The organism is Caloramator sp. E03 (assembly GCF_006016075.1).
Lineage (GTDB): Bacteria > Bacillota > Clostridia > Clostridiales > Caloramatoraceae > Caloramator_B.
In genome coordinates, this window is the sequence record NZ_CP040093.1 from 1,522,578 (window position 1) to 1,540,000 (window position 17,423).

General features: G+C 38.8%; 10 protein-coding genes, 3 tRNA genes and 6 rRNA genes (1 of these 19 only partly in view). All 19 read right to left on the bottom strand.

The genetic code is table 11. The features are described 5' to 3' along the window. Nucleotides 1–3: 3 nt before the first annotated feature. Entirely contained in the window at nt 4–1,422 is a 1,419-nt protein-coding gene (locus FDN13_RS07550; protein WP_138979650.1) for a sensor histidine kinase, read from the bottom strand. Further along, nucleotides 1,400–2,083 (bottom strand): response regulator transcription factor, encoded by a 684-nt coding sequence (locus FDN13_RS07555; RefSeq protein WP_138979651.1) that lies wholly within the window; start codon nt 2,081–2,083, stop codon nt 1,400–1,402. Before FDN13_RS07555 ends, FDN13_RS07550 begins: the two co-directional genes overlap by 23 nt. A 73-nt stretch (nt 2,084–2,156) precedes the next feature. Next, nucleotides 2,157–2,642: an HD domain-containing protein gene (locus tag FDN13_RS07560; RefSeq protein WP_168190109.1), complete on the bottom strand. Its 486-nt coding sequence runs from the start codon at nt 2,640–2,642 to the stop codon at nt 2,157–2,159. 249 nt (nt 2,643–2,891) lie between these two features. Next, nucleotides 2,892–3,008 (bottom strand): 5S ribosomal RNA (gene rrf / locus FDN13_RS07565). A 234-nt stretch (nt 3,009–3,242) separates the two neighbouring features. After that, nucleotides 3,243–6,130: ribosomal RNA gene (locus FDN13_RS07570) — 23S ribosomal RNA — on the bottom strand. A 228-nt stretch (nt 6,131–6,358) separates the two neighbouring features. Beyond that, nucleotides 6,359–7,879: ribosomal RNA gene (locus FDN13_RS07575) — 16S ribosomal RNA — on the bottom strand. Together the 16S, 23S and 5S rRNA genes with 1 tRNA gene alongside form the textbook arrangement of a ribosomal RNA operon. Before the next feature lie 494 nt (nt 7,880–8,373). Then, a tRNA-Lys gene (locus FDN13_RS07580) sits at nt 8,374–8,449 on the bottom strand. Nucleotides 8,450–8,560: 111 nt separating this feature from the next. Beyond that, nucleotides 8,561–9,004 carry a VanZ family protein gene (locus FDN13_RS07585; protein WP_138979653.1) on the bottom strand — a complete coding sequence of 148 codons (444 nt, stop codon included), beginning with the start codon at nt 9,002–9,004 and terminating at the stop codon, nt 8,561–8,563. Nucleotides 9,005–9,103: 99 nt separating this feature from the next. Continuing rightward, nucleotides 9,104–10,486: a sodium-dependent transporter gene (locus tag FDN13_RS07590; RefSeq protein ID WP_138979654.1), complete on the bottom strand. Its 1,383-nt coding sequence runs from the start codon at nt 10,484–10,486 to the stop codon at nt 9,104–9,106. Between the two features lie 180 nt (nt 10,487–10,666). After that, the gene (gene murD / locus FDN13_RS07595; protein WP_371414809.1) at nt 10,667–12,034 is read right to left on the bottom strand and encodes a UDP-N-acetylmuramoyl-L-alanine--D-glutamate ligase; all 1,368 of its coding nucleotides are present in this window, start codon (nt 12,032–12,034) and stop codon (nt 10,667–10,669) included. Continuing rightward, the gene (locus FDN13_RS07600; protein WP_138979656.1) at nt 12,024–12,623 is read right to left on the bottom strand and encodes a uracil-DNA glycosylase; all 600 of its coding nucleotides are present in this window, start codon (nt 12,621–12,623) and stop codon (nt 12,024–12,026) included. Before FDN13_RS07600 ends, murD begins: the two co-directional genes overlap by 11 nt. Before the next feature lie 151 nt (nt 12,624–12,774). Continuing rightward, nucleotides 12,775–12,990 (bottom strand): DUF3892 domain-containing protein, encoded by a 216-nt coding sequence (locus FDN13_RS07605; RefSeq protein WP_138979657.1) that lies wholly within the window; start codon nt 12,988–12,990, stop codon nt 12,775–12,777. 8 nt (nt 12,991–12,998) lie between these two features. Further along, nucleotides 12,999–13,214 (bottom strand): DUF3892 domain-containing protein, encoded by a 216-nt coding sequence (locus tag FDN13_RS07610; RefSeq protein WP_371414843.1) that lies wholly within the window; start codon nt 13,212–13,214, stop codon nt 12,999–13,001. A 93-nt stretch (nt 13,215–13,307) separates the two neighbouring features. After that, nucleotides 13,308–13,859, bottom strand: coding sequence for a uracil-DNA glycosylase (locus FDN13_RS07615; protein ID WP_371414810.1), 552 nt, complete (start codon nt 13,857–13,859; stop codon nt 13,308–13,310). Between the two features lie 602 nt (nt 13,860–14,461). After that, nucleotides 14,462–14,578: ribosomal RNA gene (gene rrf, locus FDN13_RS07620) — 5S ribosomal RNA — on the bottom strand. Between the two features lie 6 nt (nt 14,579–14,584). Beyond that, nucleotides 14,585–14,660: transfer RNA gene (locus tag FDN13_RS07625), tRNA-Ala, on the bottom strand. A 17-nt stretch (nt 14,661–14,677) separates the two neighbouring features. Continuing rightward, a tRNA-Ile gene (locus FDN13_RS07630) sits at nt 14,678–14,754 on the bottom strand. 4 nt (nt 14,755–14,758) lie between these two features. Then, nucleotides 14,759–14,875 (bottom strand): 5S ribosomal RNA (gene rrf, locus FDN13_RS07635). A 30-nt stretch (nt 14,876–14,905) separates the two neighbouring features. Then, nucleotides 14,906–17,423 (bottom strand): 23S ribosomal RNA (locus FDN13_RS07640); it runs 375 nt beyond the window's last position.

Sequence of the window (17,423 nt, forward strand, 5' to 3'; positions counted from 1 at the left end):
TCCTTAATTTTGTTTATAAGGAAGAGTTATAACAAAAAGACTACCTTCACCCACCTTGCTGTAAACCCTTATATCCCCTTTATGTAGTTTTATAATATCATAAGCAATAGAAAGCCCAAGACCACATCCTCCAGTCTTCCTATCCCTTGTCTTATCAACTCTATAAAATCTTTTAAATATATGTTCTATTTCCTCGTTTGGTATACCTATACCATAATCCTTTATATTTATTTTAACCATATCCTCTTTATTAACCCATAAATCTATAAAACTATTCTCCTTTGAATATTTTATAGCATTTTCAAGTATATTATACATGGCTCTAAAAATATTATCCCTATTACCTTCAACAACAATGCTTTCTAATTTTAAACGTATATCAATATTTTTAAGCTTTGCTAAAGGAATTAGTTTTTTAACAACATCATTGCATAAATCTAATATATCAAATTCAATAAAAGAATTAGTAACAATAGTTTTATCACTTTCAAGCTTTGCAAGTTCTAAAAGGTTATTAACTATTGCAGTTAGCCTGTCTACCTCATTATTTATACTCTCAAGAAACTCTATCGATATATTTTTATCTTCAATTCCACCTGATAGGAGAGATTGAACTAAAACCTTAATACTTGCAAGAGGAGATTTTAACTCGTGAGATGCATCTGCTATAAACTGCCTCCTCGTTTCATCCATCTTATTGAGCTTTTCATTCATATTATTAAATACATAACAAAGCCTTGCTATTTCATCATTTCCCTTTACATAAACTTTTTTGTTAGTTTCACCTTTAGCTATCTCTTCAATTGCCTCTATTACATCTTCAAGAGGTTGAGTCATGGCAGATGCTTTAATATAACTTAACATTAATCCAAGTATAAGTATAAAAAAAGAAGCAATAATAAAATGAGTTTGGACTTTTTTAACAGTATCATAAACACCATTTAATGAGTGTATTAATAGGACTGCTCCTAAAATAGTATTACTATTATTAAAAACAGGACAGGAAATGTATAATAAGTCCTCACTTTCTGTAGTATGCTTACCCCAGTTTTCAACACCTTTAAATGCTGTTTCAACTTCATCTAAATTTCCGAATTTAAAACCACACAACAAATTAGATGTATCAAATACAACAGTTTTATTTTTATCAACTATTATAACTCTTGTTCCTGACTTTTTTGCATTATCTATAATTCCACTATTGATATAAATAAAATTACCATAACTTGTAATTAGGGTTGATATGCCTTTAGCTCGCTCCATGAGCTCATTTTTAAATGATGCAAAATATGTTTTTCTTAAAATATAATTAGTTGTAATATTTATAATAACAAGAAAAAATATAATAAGTACTGAATAAGATAAAAATATCTTAATTCTAAAGGCTTCTTTAAAAGCTTTATCCTTTATAATAATAACCAACTCCCCACTTTGTTAATACATACTGGGGATTTCCAGGATCCTTTTCTATTTTTTCTCTTAGCCTTCTTATATGAACATCAACTGTTCTTGAGTCACCATAATAATCATATCCCCATATTATCTCAAGAAGTGTCTCTCTACTATAAACTTTATTTGGATTTGTAAGAAGGAGAAATAATATATCAAATTCCTTTGAAGTTAGATCAACAGGCTTACCTGCAACATTAACTTTTCTTGAAGGAACATCTATCATTATATCTCCAGCTTTAATTATTTCAGTTTTATTTGCAACTATATCATAAGTTCTCCTTAAAAGTGCCTTTATCCTTGCTCTAAGCTCTAGTATGTTAAAAGGCTTTGTCATATAATCATCAGCTCCATACTCAAACCCTATTATCTTATCTTCATCGTCTCCCTTTGCAGTAAGCATTATAACAGGTATAGAAGATCTTTCTCTTATCTTTCTTAAAAGTACAAAACCATCTGTTTTAGGAAGCATTATATCGAGTACTATAAGGTTATAGATATTATAGTCCATCTTCTTTAGTGCTTCTTCTCCATCATAAGCAACATCAACTTCATATCCATCAAGTTGAAGGTTATATTTTATACCTTTTACTAAATTTTCCTCATCATCTATGATAAGTATTCTATACTCCATATACTCTCCTCCTCTATTTCCATACATCCTACAATTTATCTATTTATTATAGCATCTAATCTTTAATTTTTCATTAATTTTTACAGTCACATCTTTGTAATATTTTAAGTTTTTCATCCCCCTTTATAAAATAATTATGGTGATTTAATATAAGATATTTAATATAATAATCCTCATAATCTATATAAGATATAGCTATTTCAGGATGATTAAAATATGAATTTACTATCTTTATTTTCTTACTTCTTTTTAATATTGAAGGAAAAAAACGTTCAACGATTACAAGTATTGCATTAGTAAACATATTAAATCCTGAATTTATCTTTCCTATATCATGAAGCAAGGCCGCTTTAATAAGGAATATATCATATAATTCTTTTTTTAAACTCTCATCAAGAACATCTCTTGCAACCCTTATACTATGTACTTGACAATACTTAGGTAGCTTATAAAAGAGCTCTAATTCACTATCATTAAGATAGCTTTCAATGAAAATTCTATCGTCGTTAGTTAGCCTATAAAAAGCTGCTCGATAAAATTGCTTTATTCTATATATCACCTTTACCAAACCCTTTAAAATAATAAATATAAATATATTATATACTACAAAATTAACATTTTGAACTATATTTAATATTTAGCATATATTTCCTTAGCAGAAATATTTACATACATAATAAACAAATCATAAATATCGAACAATAAAAAAACTCCTAAGCTTTTTTCTTAGAAGTTTTTTCAGGAGATTATATTTTTAGATTTATAAAAATATAAGAAGGTACGTTTACACATACCTTCTTGCAAAACAATCTGGCAGACACCTACTTTTCCAAGCCGTCTCCAGCTCAGTATCATCGGCGCACCCGGGCTTAACCTTCGTGTTCGGAATGGGAACGGGTGTTACCCCAGATGCCTAACCACCAGATATTATTTTTAATATTTTTCTCCTTGCTATATGATTTCTTCTTTAGTTCTAAGCCTCGCTTCCTTGAAAATTAAGAACTTTTGCAAACTCGCTTCTCTCAAACAAGCAAAAGTTCTAAAATTTTCTGCGTCAGACTCGGCAAGAACTAATACGAATAAATCATAATGCTTCGTCGTAAAATATTAAAAATCTCAACTACTTAATGTAGTTTTTTCAAAACTGCACAGCAAATTATTGATCAAGCCCTCGACCTATTAGTACCAATCAGCTGAACGCCTCACGGCGCTTACACCTTTGGCCTATCAACCTTGTGTTCTTCAAGGGGTCTTACCCTTACGGTGGGAAATCTCATCTTGAGGTGGGCTTCGCGCTTAGATGCCTTCAGCGCTTATCCCTTCCGAACATGGCTACCCAGCTGTGCTCCTGGCGGAACAACTGGTGCACCAGAGGTTCGTCCATCCCGGTCCTCTCGTACTAAGGACAGCTCCTCTCAAATTTCCTACGCCCGCGACGGATAGGGACCGAACTGTCTCACGACGTTCTGAACCCAGCTCGCGTGCCGCTTTAATGGGCGAACAGCCCAACCCTTGGGACCTACTTCAGCCCCAGGATGCGACGAGCCGACATCGAGGTGCCAAACCTCCCCGTCGATGTGGACTCTTGGGGGAGATCAGCCTGTTATCCCCGAGGTAGCTTTTATCCGTTGAGCGATGGCCCTTCCACTCGGTACCACCGGATCACTAAGCCCGACTTTCGTCCCTGCTCGAGATGTCTCTCTCACAGTGAAGCTCCCTTCTGCCTTTGCACTCTCCGCGCGATTTCCAACCGCACTGAGGGAACCTTTGGGCGCCTCCGTTACTCTTTAGGAGGCGACCGCCCCAGTCAAACTGCCCACCTAACAATGTCCCGTGACTTGATTCAAAGCCTCCGGTTAGAGCTTCAGTATCATCAGGGTGGTATCCCAAGGTCGACTCCAGCAAAGCTGACGCCCTGCCTTCTCTGTCTCCCACCTATCCTGTACAGACAATACCGAAACTCAATGCTAAGCTACAGTAAAGCTCTACGGGGTCTTTCCGTCCAATCGCGGGTAACCGGCATCTTCACCGGTACTACAATTTCGCCGAGTCCCTTGTTGAGACAGTGCCCAGGTCATTACGCCATTCGTGCGGGTCGGAACTTACCCGACAAGGAATTTCGCTACCTTAGGACCGTTATAGTTACGGCCGCCGTTTACTGGGGCTTCGGTTCAAAGCTTCGCTTGCGCTAACCTTTCCCCTTAACCTTCCAGCACCGGGCAGGCGTCAGCCCCTATACATCATCTTGCGATTTAGCAGAGACCTGTGTTTTTGCTAAACAGTTGCCTGGGCCTATTCTCTGCGGCTCTATCTCTAGAGCACCCCTTCTCCCGAAGTTACGGGGTCAATTTGCCGAGTTCCTTAACAAGGGTTCTCTCGCTCGTCTTAGGATTCTCTCCTCACCTACCTGTGTCGGTTTGCGGTACGGGCACCACATCCCTCGATAGAGGCTTTTCTTGGCAGTGTGAAATCAGCTGCTTCACCCTTACGGGCTCCCCATCAAGCCCTGTCATTAACTTCCCGGATTTGCCTTGAAAGTCTGACTCAGCCCTTGGACGCACTTAGCCAAAAATGCGCTCAGCCTATCCTCCTGCGTCACCCCATCTCTAATAACGGTCTATGGTGGTATCGGAATATCAACCGATTGTCCATCACCTACGCCTTTCGGCCTCGGCTTAGGTCCCGACTAACCCTCAGCGGACGAACCTTCCTGAGGAAACCTTAGGCTTTCGACGAATAGGATTCTCACCTATTTCTCGCTACTTATGCCAGCATTCTCACTTGTATGCAGTCCACATATCCTTTCGGTTATGCTTCGCTCCGCATACAACGCTCCCCTACCATCCTTGCGGATCCATAGCTTCGGTGGCATGTTTGAGCCCCGGACATCTTCGGCGCAGAACCTCTCGACCAGTGAGCTATTACGCACTCTTTGAATGAATGGCTGCTTCTAAGCCAACATCCTGGTTGTCTTAGAGATCCCACATCCTTTTCCACTTAACATGCACTTTGGGACCTTAGCTGATGGTCTGGGCTGTTTCCCTCTTGACTACGGATCTTATCACTCGTAGTCTGACTCCTAAGGATAATATTACGGCATTCGGAGTTTGATAGGGTTCGGTAACCTTGATGGCCCCTAGCCCATTCAGTGCTCTACCTCCGTATATCTTACCTTAAGGCTAGCCCTAAAGCTATTTCGGGGAGAACCAGCTATCTCCGAGTTCGATTGGAATTTCTCCGCTATCCACAGCTCATCCCATGGTTTTTCAACACCAACGTGGTTCGGGCCTCCAGTAAGTTTTACCTCACCTTCACCCTGTCCATGGATAGGTCACCCGGTTTCGGGTCTACAGCATACAACTTTACGCCCTATTCAGACTCGGTTTCCCTACGGCTCCGGACCTTAAGTCCTTAACCTCGCTGCATACCGTAACTCGCTGGCTCGTTCTACAAAAAGCACGCCGTCAGGCCTTAACGCTCCGACTGCTTGTAGGCACACGGTTCAGGTTCTATTTCACTCCCCTCCCGGGGTTCTTTTCACCTTTCCCTCACGGTACTATGCGCTATCGGTCATTAGGTAGTATTTAGCCTTGGGAGGTGGTCCTCCCTGCTTCCCACAGGGTTTCACGTGTCCCGTGGTACTCTGGATGACAGCGAAAGCTTTAGCTTTTCACCTACAGGGCTGTTACCTTCTGTGGCGGGCCTTTCCAGACCTCTTCGATTAAACCTCTGCTCCCTTTATGCTGCCTCCTCACCCCAATCCCGAAGGAATTGGTTTGGGCTCCTTCCCTTTCGCTCGCCGCTACTTAGGAAATCGATTATTCTTTCTTTTCCTCTGGGTACTTAGATGTTTCAGTTCCCCAGGTGTGCCTTCATATACCTATTGATTCAGTATATGATACATAGCGTTAGCTATGTGGGTTCCCCCATTCGGAAATCTGCGGATCACAGCCTATTTGCGGCTACCCGCAGCTTATCGCAGCTTATCACGTCCTTCTTCGGCTCCTAATGCCAGGGCATCCACCGTGCGCCCTTATTAGCTTGACCTTTATTTTTCTCGCGATTGTTTTTGCTGTGCAGTTTTCAAAGAACTACTTGAAGGTGTTTGACCCTTCAAAATCAAACAGTGGATTAGCGATACGCTATTAAGCCTCAAATGCTCTTACAGAAAAGTTAACTATTAAAGTTACTTCCCCGGGGAAATTTAGCCTACGAAGTATTCCTCTTGTGGTCAAATTTCCCCATAAAAGCCATTTAGGCTTTTATGCCCCATAGAAAGGAGGTGATCCAGCCGCAGGTTCTCCTACGGCTACCTTGTTACGACTTCACCCCAATCATCAACCCCACCTTCGGCAGCTGCCTCCCTTTCGGGTTAGCCCACTGACTTCGGGTGTTGCCGACTCTCATGGTGTGACGGGCGGTGTGTACAAGGCCCGGGAACGTATTCACCGCGGCATGCTGATCCGCGATTACTAGCAACTCCGGCTTCATGTAGGCGAGTTGCAGCCTACAATCTGAACTGGGACCGGTTTTAAAGATTTGCTCCGCCTCACGGCATCGCTGCTCTTTGTACCGGCCATTGTAGCACGTGTGTAGCCCAGGGCATAAAGGGCATGATGATTTGACGTCATCCCCACCTTCCTCTAGGTTAACCCTAGCAGTCCCTTTAGAGTGCCCACCCGAAGTGCTGGCAACTAAAGGCAAGGGTTGCGCTCGTTGCGGGACTTAACCCAACATCTCACGACACGAGCTGACGACAACCATGCACCACCTGTCTTACCGTTCCCCAAAGGGGCACTCCCGTATCTCTACAGGATTCGGTAGATGTCAAGCCCTGGTAAGGTTCTTCGCGTTGCTTCGAATTAAACCACATGCTCCGCTGCTTGTGCGGGCCCCCGTCAATTCCTTTGAGTTTTAATCTTGCGATCGTACTTCCCAGGCGGGGTACTTAATGTGTTAACTGCGGCACGGAAGGCTACGCCTCCCACACCTAGTACCCATCGTTTACAGCGTGGACTACCAGGGTATCTAATCCTGTTTGCTCCCCACGCTTTCGTGCCTCAGCGTCAGTTACAGTCCAGAAAACCGCCTTCGCCACTGGTGTTCCTCCCAATATCTACGCATTTCACCGCTACACTGGGAATTCCGCTTTCCTCTCCTGCACTCTAGCTCTCCAGTTTGGAATGCAGTTCATGGGTTAAGCCCATGGATTTCACATCCCACTTAGAGAACCGCCTACGCACCCTTTACGCCCAGTAATTCCGGACAACGCTCGCCACCTACGTATTACCGCGGCTGCTGGCACGTAGTTAGCCGTGGCTTCCTCCTCCCTTACCGTCATTATCGTCAGGGAAGACAGAGCTTTACAACCCGAAGGCCTTCTTCGCTCACGCGGCGTTGCTGCATCAGGGTTTCCCCATTGTGCAATATTCCCCACTGCTGCCTCCCGTAGGAGTCTGGGCCGTGTCTCAGTCCCAATGTGGCCGATCACCCTCTCAGGTCGGCTACCCATCGTCGCCTTGGTGAGCCGTTACCTCACCAACTAGCTAATGGGCCGCGGGCCCATCCCAAGGCGGATTGCTCCTTTGGCTAACGCCTCATGCGAAGCATTAGCTTTATGCGGTATTAGCACCAATTTCTTAGTGTTATCCCCCTCCTTGAGGCAGGTTACCCACGTGTTACTCACCCGTCCGCCGCTAAGGTTCAAAAAGCAAGCTTTTATCCCCTCCGCTCGACTTGCATGTGTTAGGCACGCCGCCAGCGTTCGTCCTGAGCCAGGATCAAACTCTTAAGATAAAATCTTATTTCAATGTGGTATCCACATTTCAATCCTGTTTTATTTGAATTACTTCTCGGTACGTTCGCTTATCCACTGTTCAATTTTCAAGGTTCAAACTTGCCTCTCATCAAGGCGCTCAATTATCATATCATGTCATTTCTTCATTGTCAACATATTTTTTATTTCTATTTTTTAGCTTTTAGTTTGCTGCTTCTTAGCGACAGCACTTGTTATTTTAGCATCAGCTTTTTATTATGTCAACAACTTTTTTATTTTTTGTTGCCGCCGCATCGCAGCGACTTTTTATATACTAACACATACCTTTAATAGATTACGATTTTATTATTAACTTATAGAGCAAATTATATTCATAAAACTATTTTTTTCTCTTTAATTCTTTTTTTTATACTTATCGATATACCTGGTAACGTTGATATAATACAATAGGGATTACCCCTAAAAAAAAAAAAACGGCCTAACATATCAAAATGATATGTTAGGCCATCTATCTTGGTGAGCCACCGGGGAATCGAACCCCGGACACCATGATTAAAAGTCATGTGCTCTGCCGACTGAGCTAGTGGCTCAAATGTTTAGCACAACGAAATTAATTATAACATAGGAAATTTTATATGGCAATATTTTTTTTTAAGAATTTATATATGAATATATTTCCAAAATATTTAACATCACATTAACTATATATCAATAAATCTTCTTCTTTTTATTTCTCTAAAATGATTAATGATTAAATAAAATACCCCTCCAAAAGTATCAATCATTACATCCTTAAAGGAAGGACCTCTACCTGCTACAAACATTTGATGAAATTCATCACTACAAGCGTAAAGAAAAGTAAATAATAAAGATAATAGCAAACTCTTTTTACGGTCTAAATCTAAATATAGTGCTTTAAATATAAGATAACAAAAAATAAAATACTCCGTAAAATGTGCCGACTTTCTTATTATAAAATCAGTTTTATTTTTAAATATATAATCTATATTTATATTTAATAATTTTAAAATATGTATTATAAATTTATTATTGTTAGAGGAATCATTTCCATTTTGATTTGAAAACATAAAAATAATCAATGCCCATAAAAATACATAAAGCCATCTCTTATATTTTTTATTCATTTTATATTACCTTCCAAAAATTTTATAGGATTTATTTTAACATACTACATAGAAAGAATAAAGCCTTTAATAGAAAGCTATCAAAGGCTGTATTAATCTTTATTTTATTTTGATTATACCTATAGAATTTAAAAATACAATAATAAGCAATATTGGTGTTACAAATCTTAATATAAATAAATATATATTTATTAATTTATTATTATTTAATGTGCCTTCGTTAGAAAGTTCATTTACAATATTTTCTTTTTTATTAAAGTATCCAACAAATAAAGCTATTAAAAGGCCACCCATTGGAAGTAATATATTTGAAGAAATATAATCAAATAAATCAAAAAATCCTTTTCCTAATATATTAACTTTACCTAATACACTTGCCTTATCTACAGAAAGAGTTGCAAGTATGCCGATTATCGCCATTATCACTGTTGTAGTAATAACAGCTTTTTTTCTATCCATTCCCTTTTCTTCAGTAAAGTAAGCAACAGGAACTTCAACTAATGACATCATAGCAGTTGTTGCAGCTATTGATGTTAAAAAGAAGAAAGCTACAAGAAGTAAATTTCCAAGTGGAATTTTTGAAAAGACAAGTGGTATCGTTATAAATAAAAGCCCTGGACCTGCACCTGGTTTCATTCCAAAGGAAAATACAGCTGGAAATATTGCAATTCCTGCAAGAAGGGATACTATTGTATCAGAGAGAGCAACCTTTGCTGAAGTTGCAATCAAATTGTTATCCTCTGTAAAATAACTCCCATAAGTCATCATAGTTCCCATACCAAGTGAAAGCTTAAAAAATGCAAGACCTAAAGCTGTCAATATTCCTGCTGCTGTTAAACTTGAAAAATCAGGTTTAAAAAGAAATCTAAACCCTTCTGCAGCACCGGGAAGAGTTATTGCTCTTATATCACATACTATAATTAATATAAATAATACCGGCATAAGTGTTTTTGTAATTCTTTCTATTCCTTTTTGAACCCCTGCAATAAGTATTATTGAAACAACTATTAAAACAATCATTTGCCATAAAATTGGAGGTATAGGTCCAAGAATTGTTTTAGTAAACATTGCTCCCGACGCATCAGGATTTATTCCAGCAAAGTCCCCATTTATAGCTCTAAATAAGTATGAATAAACCCACCCAGCAACACAACTATAAAAAAACATTATTAAGAAAGCTGACCCTATACCTGCAAACCCTATAGTTTTCCATCCCTTTGAAGCACCTATTTTATCAAAGGCACCAACAGCATTTTTTCTTGTTTTTCGTCCAATATAAAACTCACATACCATTACTGGAATTCCTACAAAAGCAATGCATACTAAATAAATAATTAAAAATGCAGCCCCTCCATTTGCACCTGTTAAATAAGGAAATTTCCATATATTACCTAAACCTACTGCTGAACCCAGTGTTGCAAAAAAAACAGCAATTCCCGATGAAAATTTTTCTCGTTTTAATGGTGTTTTACTATCATCCATTTTCGTACCCCTTTCTAAGAATATAACGTATAAATTATCAATAATTTATCATAATTAATCAAGTTAATCAATAAAAAACACGATAAATAAATTAATCTTAATATTTTTAAATATTTTTAATAAATTTATTTTTCATTCAAAATCTGTATATAATAAAGCCTTTGCTTTTATACAAAGGCTTTATAATCTCATTACAATTTCTTTAAACTTCTTTCCTCTTTCTTCAAAATTTCTAAACATATCGAAACTTGCACAAGCAGGAGATAATGTTATAATATCTCCACTTTGTGCTAAATTATAAGCTTTCTTTACTGCTTCCTCAAGGGTATCCACTTTCAATATTGGAATATTTATATTTCTCTTTTCCATTTCATCTTCAAAGGCTTTTTCTATTTTCTCCTTTGTTGCACCCATTAAAATTAGTGTTTTTATTTTATCTATTCCTTCTACTGCAAGCTCATCAAAAGGTATTTTTTTATCATAGCCCCCTGCAATAAGTATGACCTTCTTATTAAAAGATTTTAGCCCAGCCACTGTCCTTGTGGGACTTGATGCAATTGAATCATTATAAAACTTAATTCCATCAATTTCTCTAACAAACTCAATTCTATGCTCAACTCCAGTAAAATTAGTTGCAACTTTTCTCATACTATCTAAGGATACAAATCCATACACCGCTGAAAAAGCTGCTAAAAGGTTTTCAATATTATGCATTCCTATGAGTTTAACATCTTTTACATTGCAAATTACATTATTATTGCATATAAGATTTTGTCCATCAAAATATGAAAAAGCATTACTATCTTTCATACTAAAAGTTCTTATGTTGCTTCTTATTTCACCTTTCATAGAATTGGTTATTTCATTATCTTCATTCAATATTACAATATCATTTAACTTTTGATAAAGAAATATGTTTTTCTTTGAATTAATATACTCATCCATTCCCTTATGTATATCTAAATGGTTAGGACTCAAATTGGTAATTACAGAAACATTAGGAGAATAATCAACATCCATTAATTGAAAACTTGAAAGTTCAACTACAACATAATCCTCCATATCAATTTCTTCAATCCTATTTAATAAGGGATTTCCGATATTTCCTCCAAGAAAAACTCTATATCCCTCTTCTTTAAGCATTTCATATATAAGAGTTGTTGTAGTAGTTTTTCCATCACTCCCTGTTACTCCAAATATTTTTGCTGGACAATATTTTAAAAACTCTCTTATTTCTGAGGTAACATAAGCACCTTTTTCTTTAGCAATTTTTAAATATTCATTATCCGGTCTTAAGGAAGGTGTCCTGAATATTATATCAGAATTTAAAACACCTTTTAGATAGTCTTTACCAAGAAAAAATTTTACATTTTTATTTTTAAATTTTTCCTCTAATTCCCCAAAGTCTTCTTTTTTATCACAGGCGATAACCTCAGCTCCATAATTTAAAAGCATTTCTATTAATGGAGCATTACTAACACCTATACCTACAACAGCTACTTTTTTCCCTTTTACACTCTCTTTAAATTCTTTTATATTATAATTCAATTTCATTCTCCTCTCTATTTTTCATTAAAGATTTCAATGCTAATACATCATCATGGTATACCTGTTTTAAAGATCTATTATAAATTATACTGGCAGGATGGTATAGAGGAAAAACAATAAACTTATCAAATTTAATAGCTTTTCCATGATATTTACCTATTGATGCTTTTTTATCATTTAAAACTGCCCTTAAGGGAATATTCCCAAGAGTTACAATAATTTTAGGTTTTATAATTTCAATTTCTTTTTTTAATGTTTCTATAGACATTTCAATTTCAAAACTATTTGGAGGTCTATTTGATTTTCTTTTAGTTTTTTCATTAATCTTAAATGGTCTAATTTTAACCACATTAGTTATATATATTTCATTTCTACTAAGTCCTAAAATATCTAAAAATTCATCAAGATTTTTTCCCGCTTGCCCAACAAAAGGTCTTTGCATCTCTTCCTCCCTTTCCCCAGGTGCCTCACCTATTAACATAATTTTAGCATTAATACTTCCTTCTCCAAATACTACTTTATAATTTTCTCCTAACCTATTTTTAACAAGTTGCATGTATTCTTCTTCTATCTTTTTTAATACTTCCATCTAATTTCCTCCTAAAATCTATTAATAAATGATTTTTCCTATAAAAACATATTTCCTTCCTTTATTTTATTCACTTTTAATTTAATTTTATATATCTATTTTACAATAAGTAAAAATATTAAAAAAGTGAAATAGGTGGTTTGTTTTCCACCTATTTCACTTCTGGTAAGTTTTCTATATTAAAACCTATTCCCTGTATTTTTTCTTTACCTTTTTCATCACAAATTATTTTTACATTTCCCAATTCACCTTTTTTAATCATAAAAACTGCTTGCTCATTATCAATTATAGAACCTGTATTTAGTTCATAACCTATTATGTTCTTTGTACCATCTTTTATTATCTTTTCTACTTTTAAGTCTTTCAAAAAAACACCTACCTTATCTCTGGTAAATTATCTAAATTATTTTCTTCATTACCATCAGGAAGACTTCTTAAATACTTTTCACCTTTTTTTGAAACCCCAACTCTCACATTAGCTATCTGACCATTTTCAGCATAAATTATACCTTCCTCCTTTGATATTATTTTACCATTATCTAATTTATAAGCTACTATTTCTCCTTTATCATCATGTTTTACACCTATCACTTTATACAATATCATCCCTCCTATTTTATTTTTAACTATATTTATCAAAATATACTGCATTAAAAAAACCTTTCACATAATATGAAAGGCATATCACAATTTTTTAAGTTTATCCCTAATATTTTTAAAATCTTCCCATGAATCCTTTTTTTTACTTGGATCCCTTAAAAGAGCTGAAGGATGATATGTTGGGATTATATAAAAATTACCTTTTTGATACCAAACTCCTCTATCTTTAGTTATTCTAATTTCCCTGCTTATTATATACTTTGCTGAGGTTGCACCAAGACAAACTATAATCTTTGGTCTTACAATTGCAACTTGATATCTTAAATATGGTAGGCACTTTATGGCTTCTTCTTCTAAAGGAACTCTATTATTAGGAGGCCTACATTTTACTATGTTTGCAATATAAACATCTTCCCTTTTTAGTTCAATTGCCTCAATCATTCTCGTTAAAAGCTGACCAGCCCTACCTACAAAAGGTCTACCTGTATTATCCTCCTCTTCCCCTGGCCCCTCACCTATAAACATTATTTTTGCATCTATGTTGCCTTCTCCAACAACAACATTTTTTCTTTTACTATGCAAAGAACATCTTCTACATTTATTTATTATCTCTGTTAATTCATTCATATTATACACATTTTCACCTTCTAATAAAGCTTAAACTTTAATATATTTTTTTGGGGTGAAATTATGATAATCCTTACATGTCTTATTGCTATAACTTTTATTATTGTAACAATTATATCACAAAAATATAAGAGATCTGAAGAAGAATGTTTCATAATAAAAATATTTGTGTATTTTATATTATCAGGTATTTTTGTTTATATAAATAACAAAGTTCCTATTCCAATAGGCTTTATAATATCATTGCTTATAATAAATAACCGTAAATCTAATAGAAAATCAAAATATATTTGTATTTTCATTGGATTCATAAGCAGCATTATATGTGTTATGCTATATTACTATTTTTGTTTATAATTATTTATAATTTGTAATAGGATATAATATTATAAAGATTTTGAACTTTATATATTGCAAATATAATTTTAAATATGATATACTTATAGTAGTTAGAAGTTTATTTAGCAAATAAGAGCCCTTTCATATAACATATCCCCATGATTGAACCCTATTAACTGACCTTAGCCAGGTGAACCCCCTGGCTTTTTTTCTGCACTTTATAACATTTATATAAATAAAAAATACCCTAAGAAAATCTTAGAGTATTTTTTATTTGGCAGACACCTACTTTCCCAAGCCGTCTCCAGCTTAGTATCATCGTCGCACCCAGGCTTAACCTTCGTGTTCGGAATGGGAACGGGTGTTACCCCGGATGCCTAACCACCAAATTAAAATGGTGGAGATAAAGAGATTCGAACTCTTGACCCCCTGCTTGCAAGGCAGGTGCTCTCCCAACTGAGCTATACCCCCACGAAAATATATAAAATTGGTGGGCCTTCAGGGATTCGAACCCCGGACCGACCGGTTATGAGCCGGTTGCTCTAGCCAGCTGAGCTAAAGGCCCAATTATCTGGCAGACACCTACTTTTCCAAGCCGTCTCCAGCTTAGTATCATCGGCGCACCCGGGCTTAACCTTCGTGTTCGGAATGGGAACGGGTGTTACCCCGGATGCCTAACCACCAGATTAATTCTTTCAAAACTGCACAGCAAATTATTGATCAAGCCCTCGACCTATTAGTACCAATCAGCTGAACGCCTCACGGCGCTTACACCTTTGGCCTATCAACCTTGTGTTCTTCAAGGGGTCTTACCCTTACGGTGGGAAATCTCATCTTGAGGTGGGCTTCGCGCTTAGATGCCTTCAGCGCTTATCCCTTCCGAACATGGCTACCCAGCTGTGCTCCTGGCGGAACAACTGGTGCACCAGAGGTTCGTCCATCCCGGTCCTCTCGTACTAAGGACAGCTCCTCTCAAATTTCCTACGCCCGCGACGGATAGGGACCGAACTGTCTCACGACGTTCTGAACCCAGCTCGCGTGCCGCTTTAATGGGCGAACAGCCCAACCCTTGGGACCTACTTCAGCCCCAGGATGCGACGAGCCGACATCGAGGTGCCAAACCTCCCCGTCGATGTGGACTCTTGGGGGAGATCAGCCTGTTATCCCCGAGGTAGCTTTTATCCGTTGAGCGATGGCCCTTCCACTCGGTACCACCGGATCACTAAGCCCGACTTTCGTCCCTGCTCGAGATGTCTCTCTCACAGTGAAGCTCCCTTCTGCCTTTGCACTCTCCGCGCGATTTCCAACCGCACTGAGGGAACCTTTGGGCGCCTCCGTTACTCTTTAGGAGGCGACCGCCCCAGTCAAACTGCCCACCTAACAATGTCCCGTGACTTGATTCAAAGCCTCCGGTTAGAGCTTCAGTATCATCAGGGTGGTATCCCAAGGTCGACTCCAGCAAAGCTGACGCCCTGCCTTCTCTGTCTCCCACCTATCCTGTACAGACAATACCGAAACTCAATGCTAAGCTACAGTAAAGCTCTACGGGGTCTTTCCGTCCAATCGCGGGTAACCGGCATCTTCACCGGTACTACAATTTCGCCGAGTCCCTTGTTGAGACAGTGCCCAGGTCATTACGCCATTCGTGCGGGTCGGAACTTACCCGACAAGGAATTTCGCTACCTTAGGACCGTTATAGTTACGGCCGCCGTTTACTGGGGCTTCGGTTCAAAGCTTCGCTTGCGCTAACCTTTCCCCTTAACCTTCCAGCACCGGGCAGGCGTCAGCCCCTATACATCATCTTGCGATTTAGCAGAGACCTGTGTTTTTGCTAAACAGTTGCCTGGGCCTATTCTCTGCGGCTCTATCTCTAGAGCACCCCTTCTCCCGAAGTTACGGGGTCAATTTGCCGAGTTCCTTAACAAGGGTTCTCTCGCTCGTCTTAGGATTCTCTCCTCACCTACCTGTGTCGGTTTGCGGTACGGGCACCACATCCCTCGATAGAGGCTTTTCTTGGCAGTGTGAAATCAGCTGCTTCACCCTTACGGGCTCCCCATCAAGCCCTGTCATTAACTTCCCGGATTTGCCTTGAAAGTCTGACTCAGCCCTTGGACGCACTTAGCCAAAAATGCGCTCAGCCTATCCTCCTGCGTCACCCCATCTCTAATAACGGTCTATGGTGGTATCGGAATATCAACCGATTGTCCATCACCTACGCCTTTCGGCCTCGGCTTAGGTCCCGACTAACCCTCAGCGGACGAACCTTCCTGAGGAAACCTTAGGCTTTCGACGAATAGGATTCTCACCTATTTCTCGCTACTTATGCCAGCATTCTCACTTGTATGCAGTCCACATATCCTTTCGGTTATGCTTCGCTCCGCATACAACGCTCCCCTACCATCCTTGCGGATCCATAGCTTCGGTGGCATGTTTGAGCCCCGGACATCTTCGGCGCAGAACCTCTCGACCAGTGAGCTATTACGCACTCTTTGAATGAATGGCTGCTTCTAAGCCAACATCCTGGTTGTCTTAGAGATCCCACATCCTTTTCCACTTAACATGCACTTTGGGACCTTAGCTGATGGTCTGGGCTGTTTCCCTCTTGACTACGGATCTTATCACTCGTAGTCTGACTCCTAAGGATAATATTACGGCATTCGGAGTTTGATAGGGTTCGGTAACCTTGATGGCCCCTAGCCCATTCAGTGCTCTACCTCCGTATATCTTACCTTAAGGCTAGCCCTAAAGCTATTTCGGGGAGAACCAGCTATCTCCGAGTTCGATTGGAATTTCTCCGCTATCCACAGCTCATCCCATGGTTTTTCAACACCAACGTGGTTCGGGCCTCCAGTAAGTTTTACCTCACCTTCACCCTGTCCATGGATAGGTCACCCGGTTTCGGGTCTACAGCATACAACTTTACGCCCTATTCAGACTCGGTTTCCCTACGGCTCCGGACCTTAAGTCCTTAACCTCGCTGCATACCGTAACTCGCTGGCTCGTTCTACAAAAAGCACGCCGTCAGGCCTTAACGCCCTTCGACTGCTTGTAGGCACACGGTTTCAGGTTCTATTTCACTCCCCTCCCGGGGTTCTTTTCACCTTTCCCTCACGGTACTATGCGCTATCGGTCATTAGGTAGTATTTAGCCTTGGGAGGTGGTCCTCCCTGCTTCCCACAGGGTTTCACGTGTCCCGTGGTACTCTGGATGACAGCGAAAGCTTTAGCTTTTCAC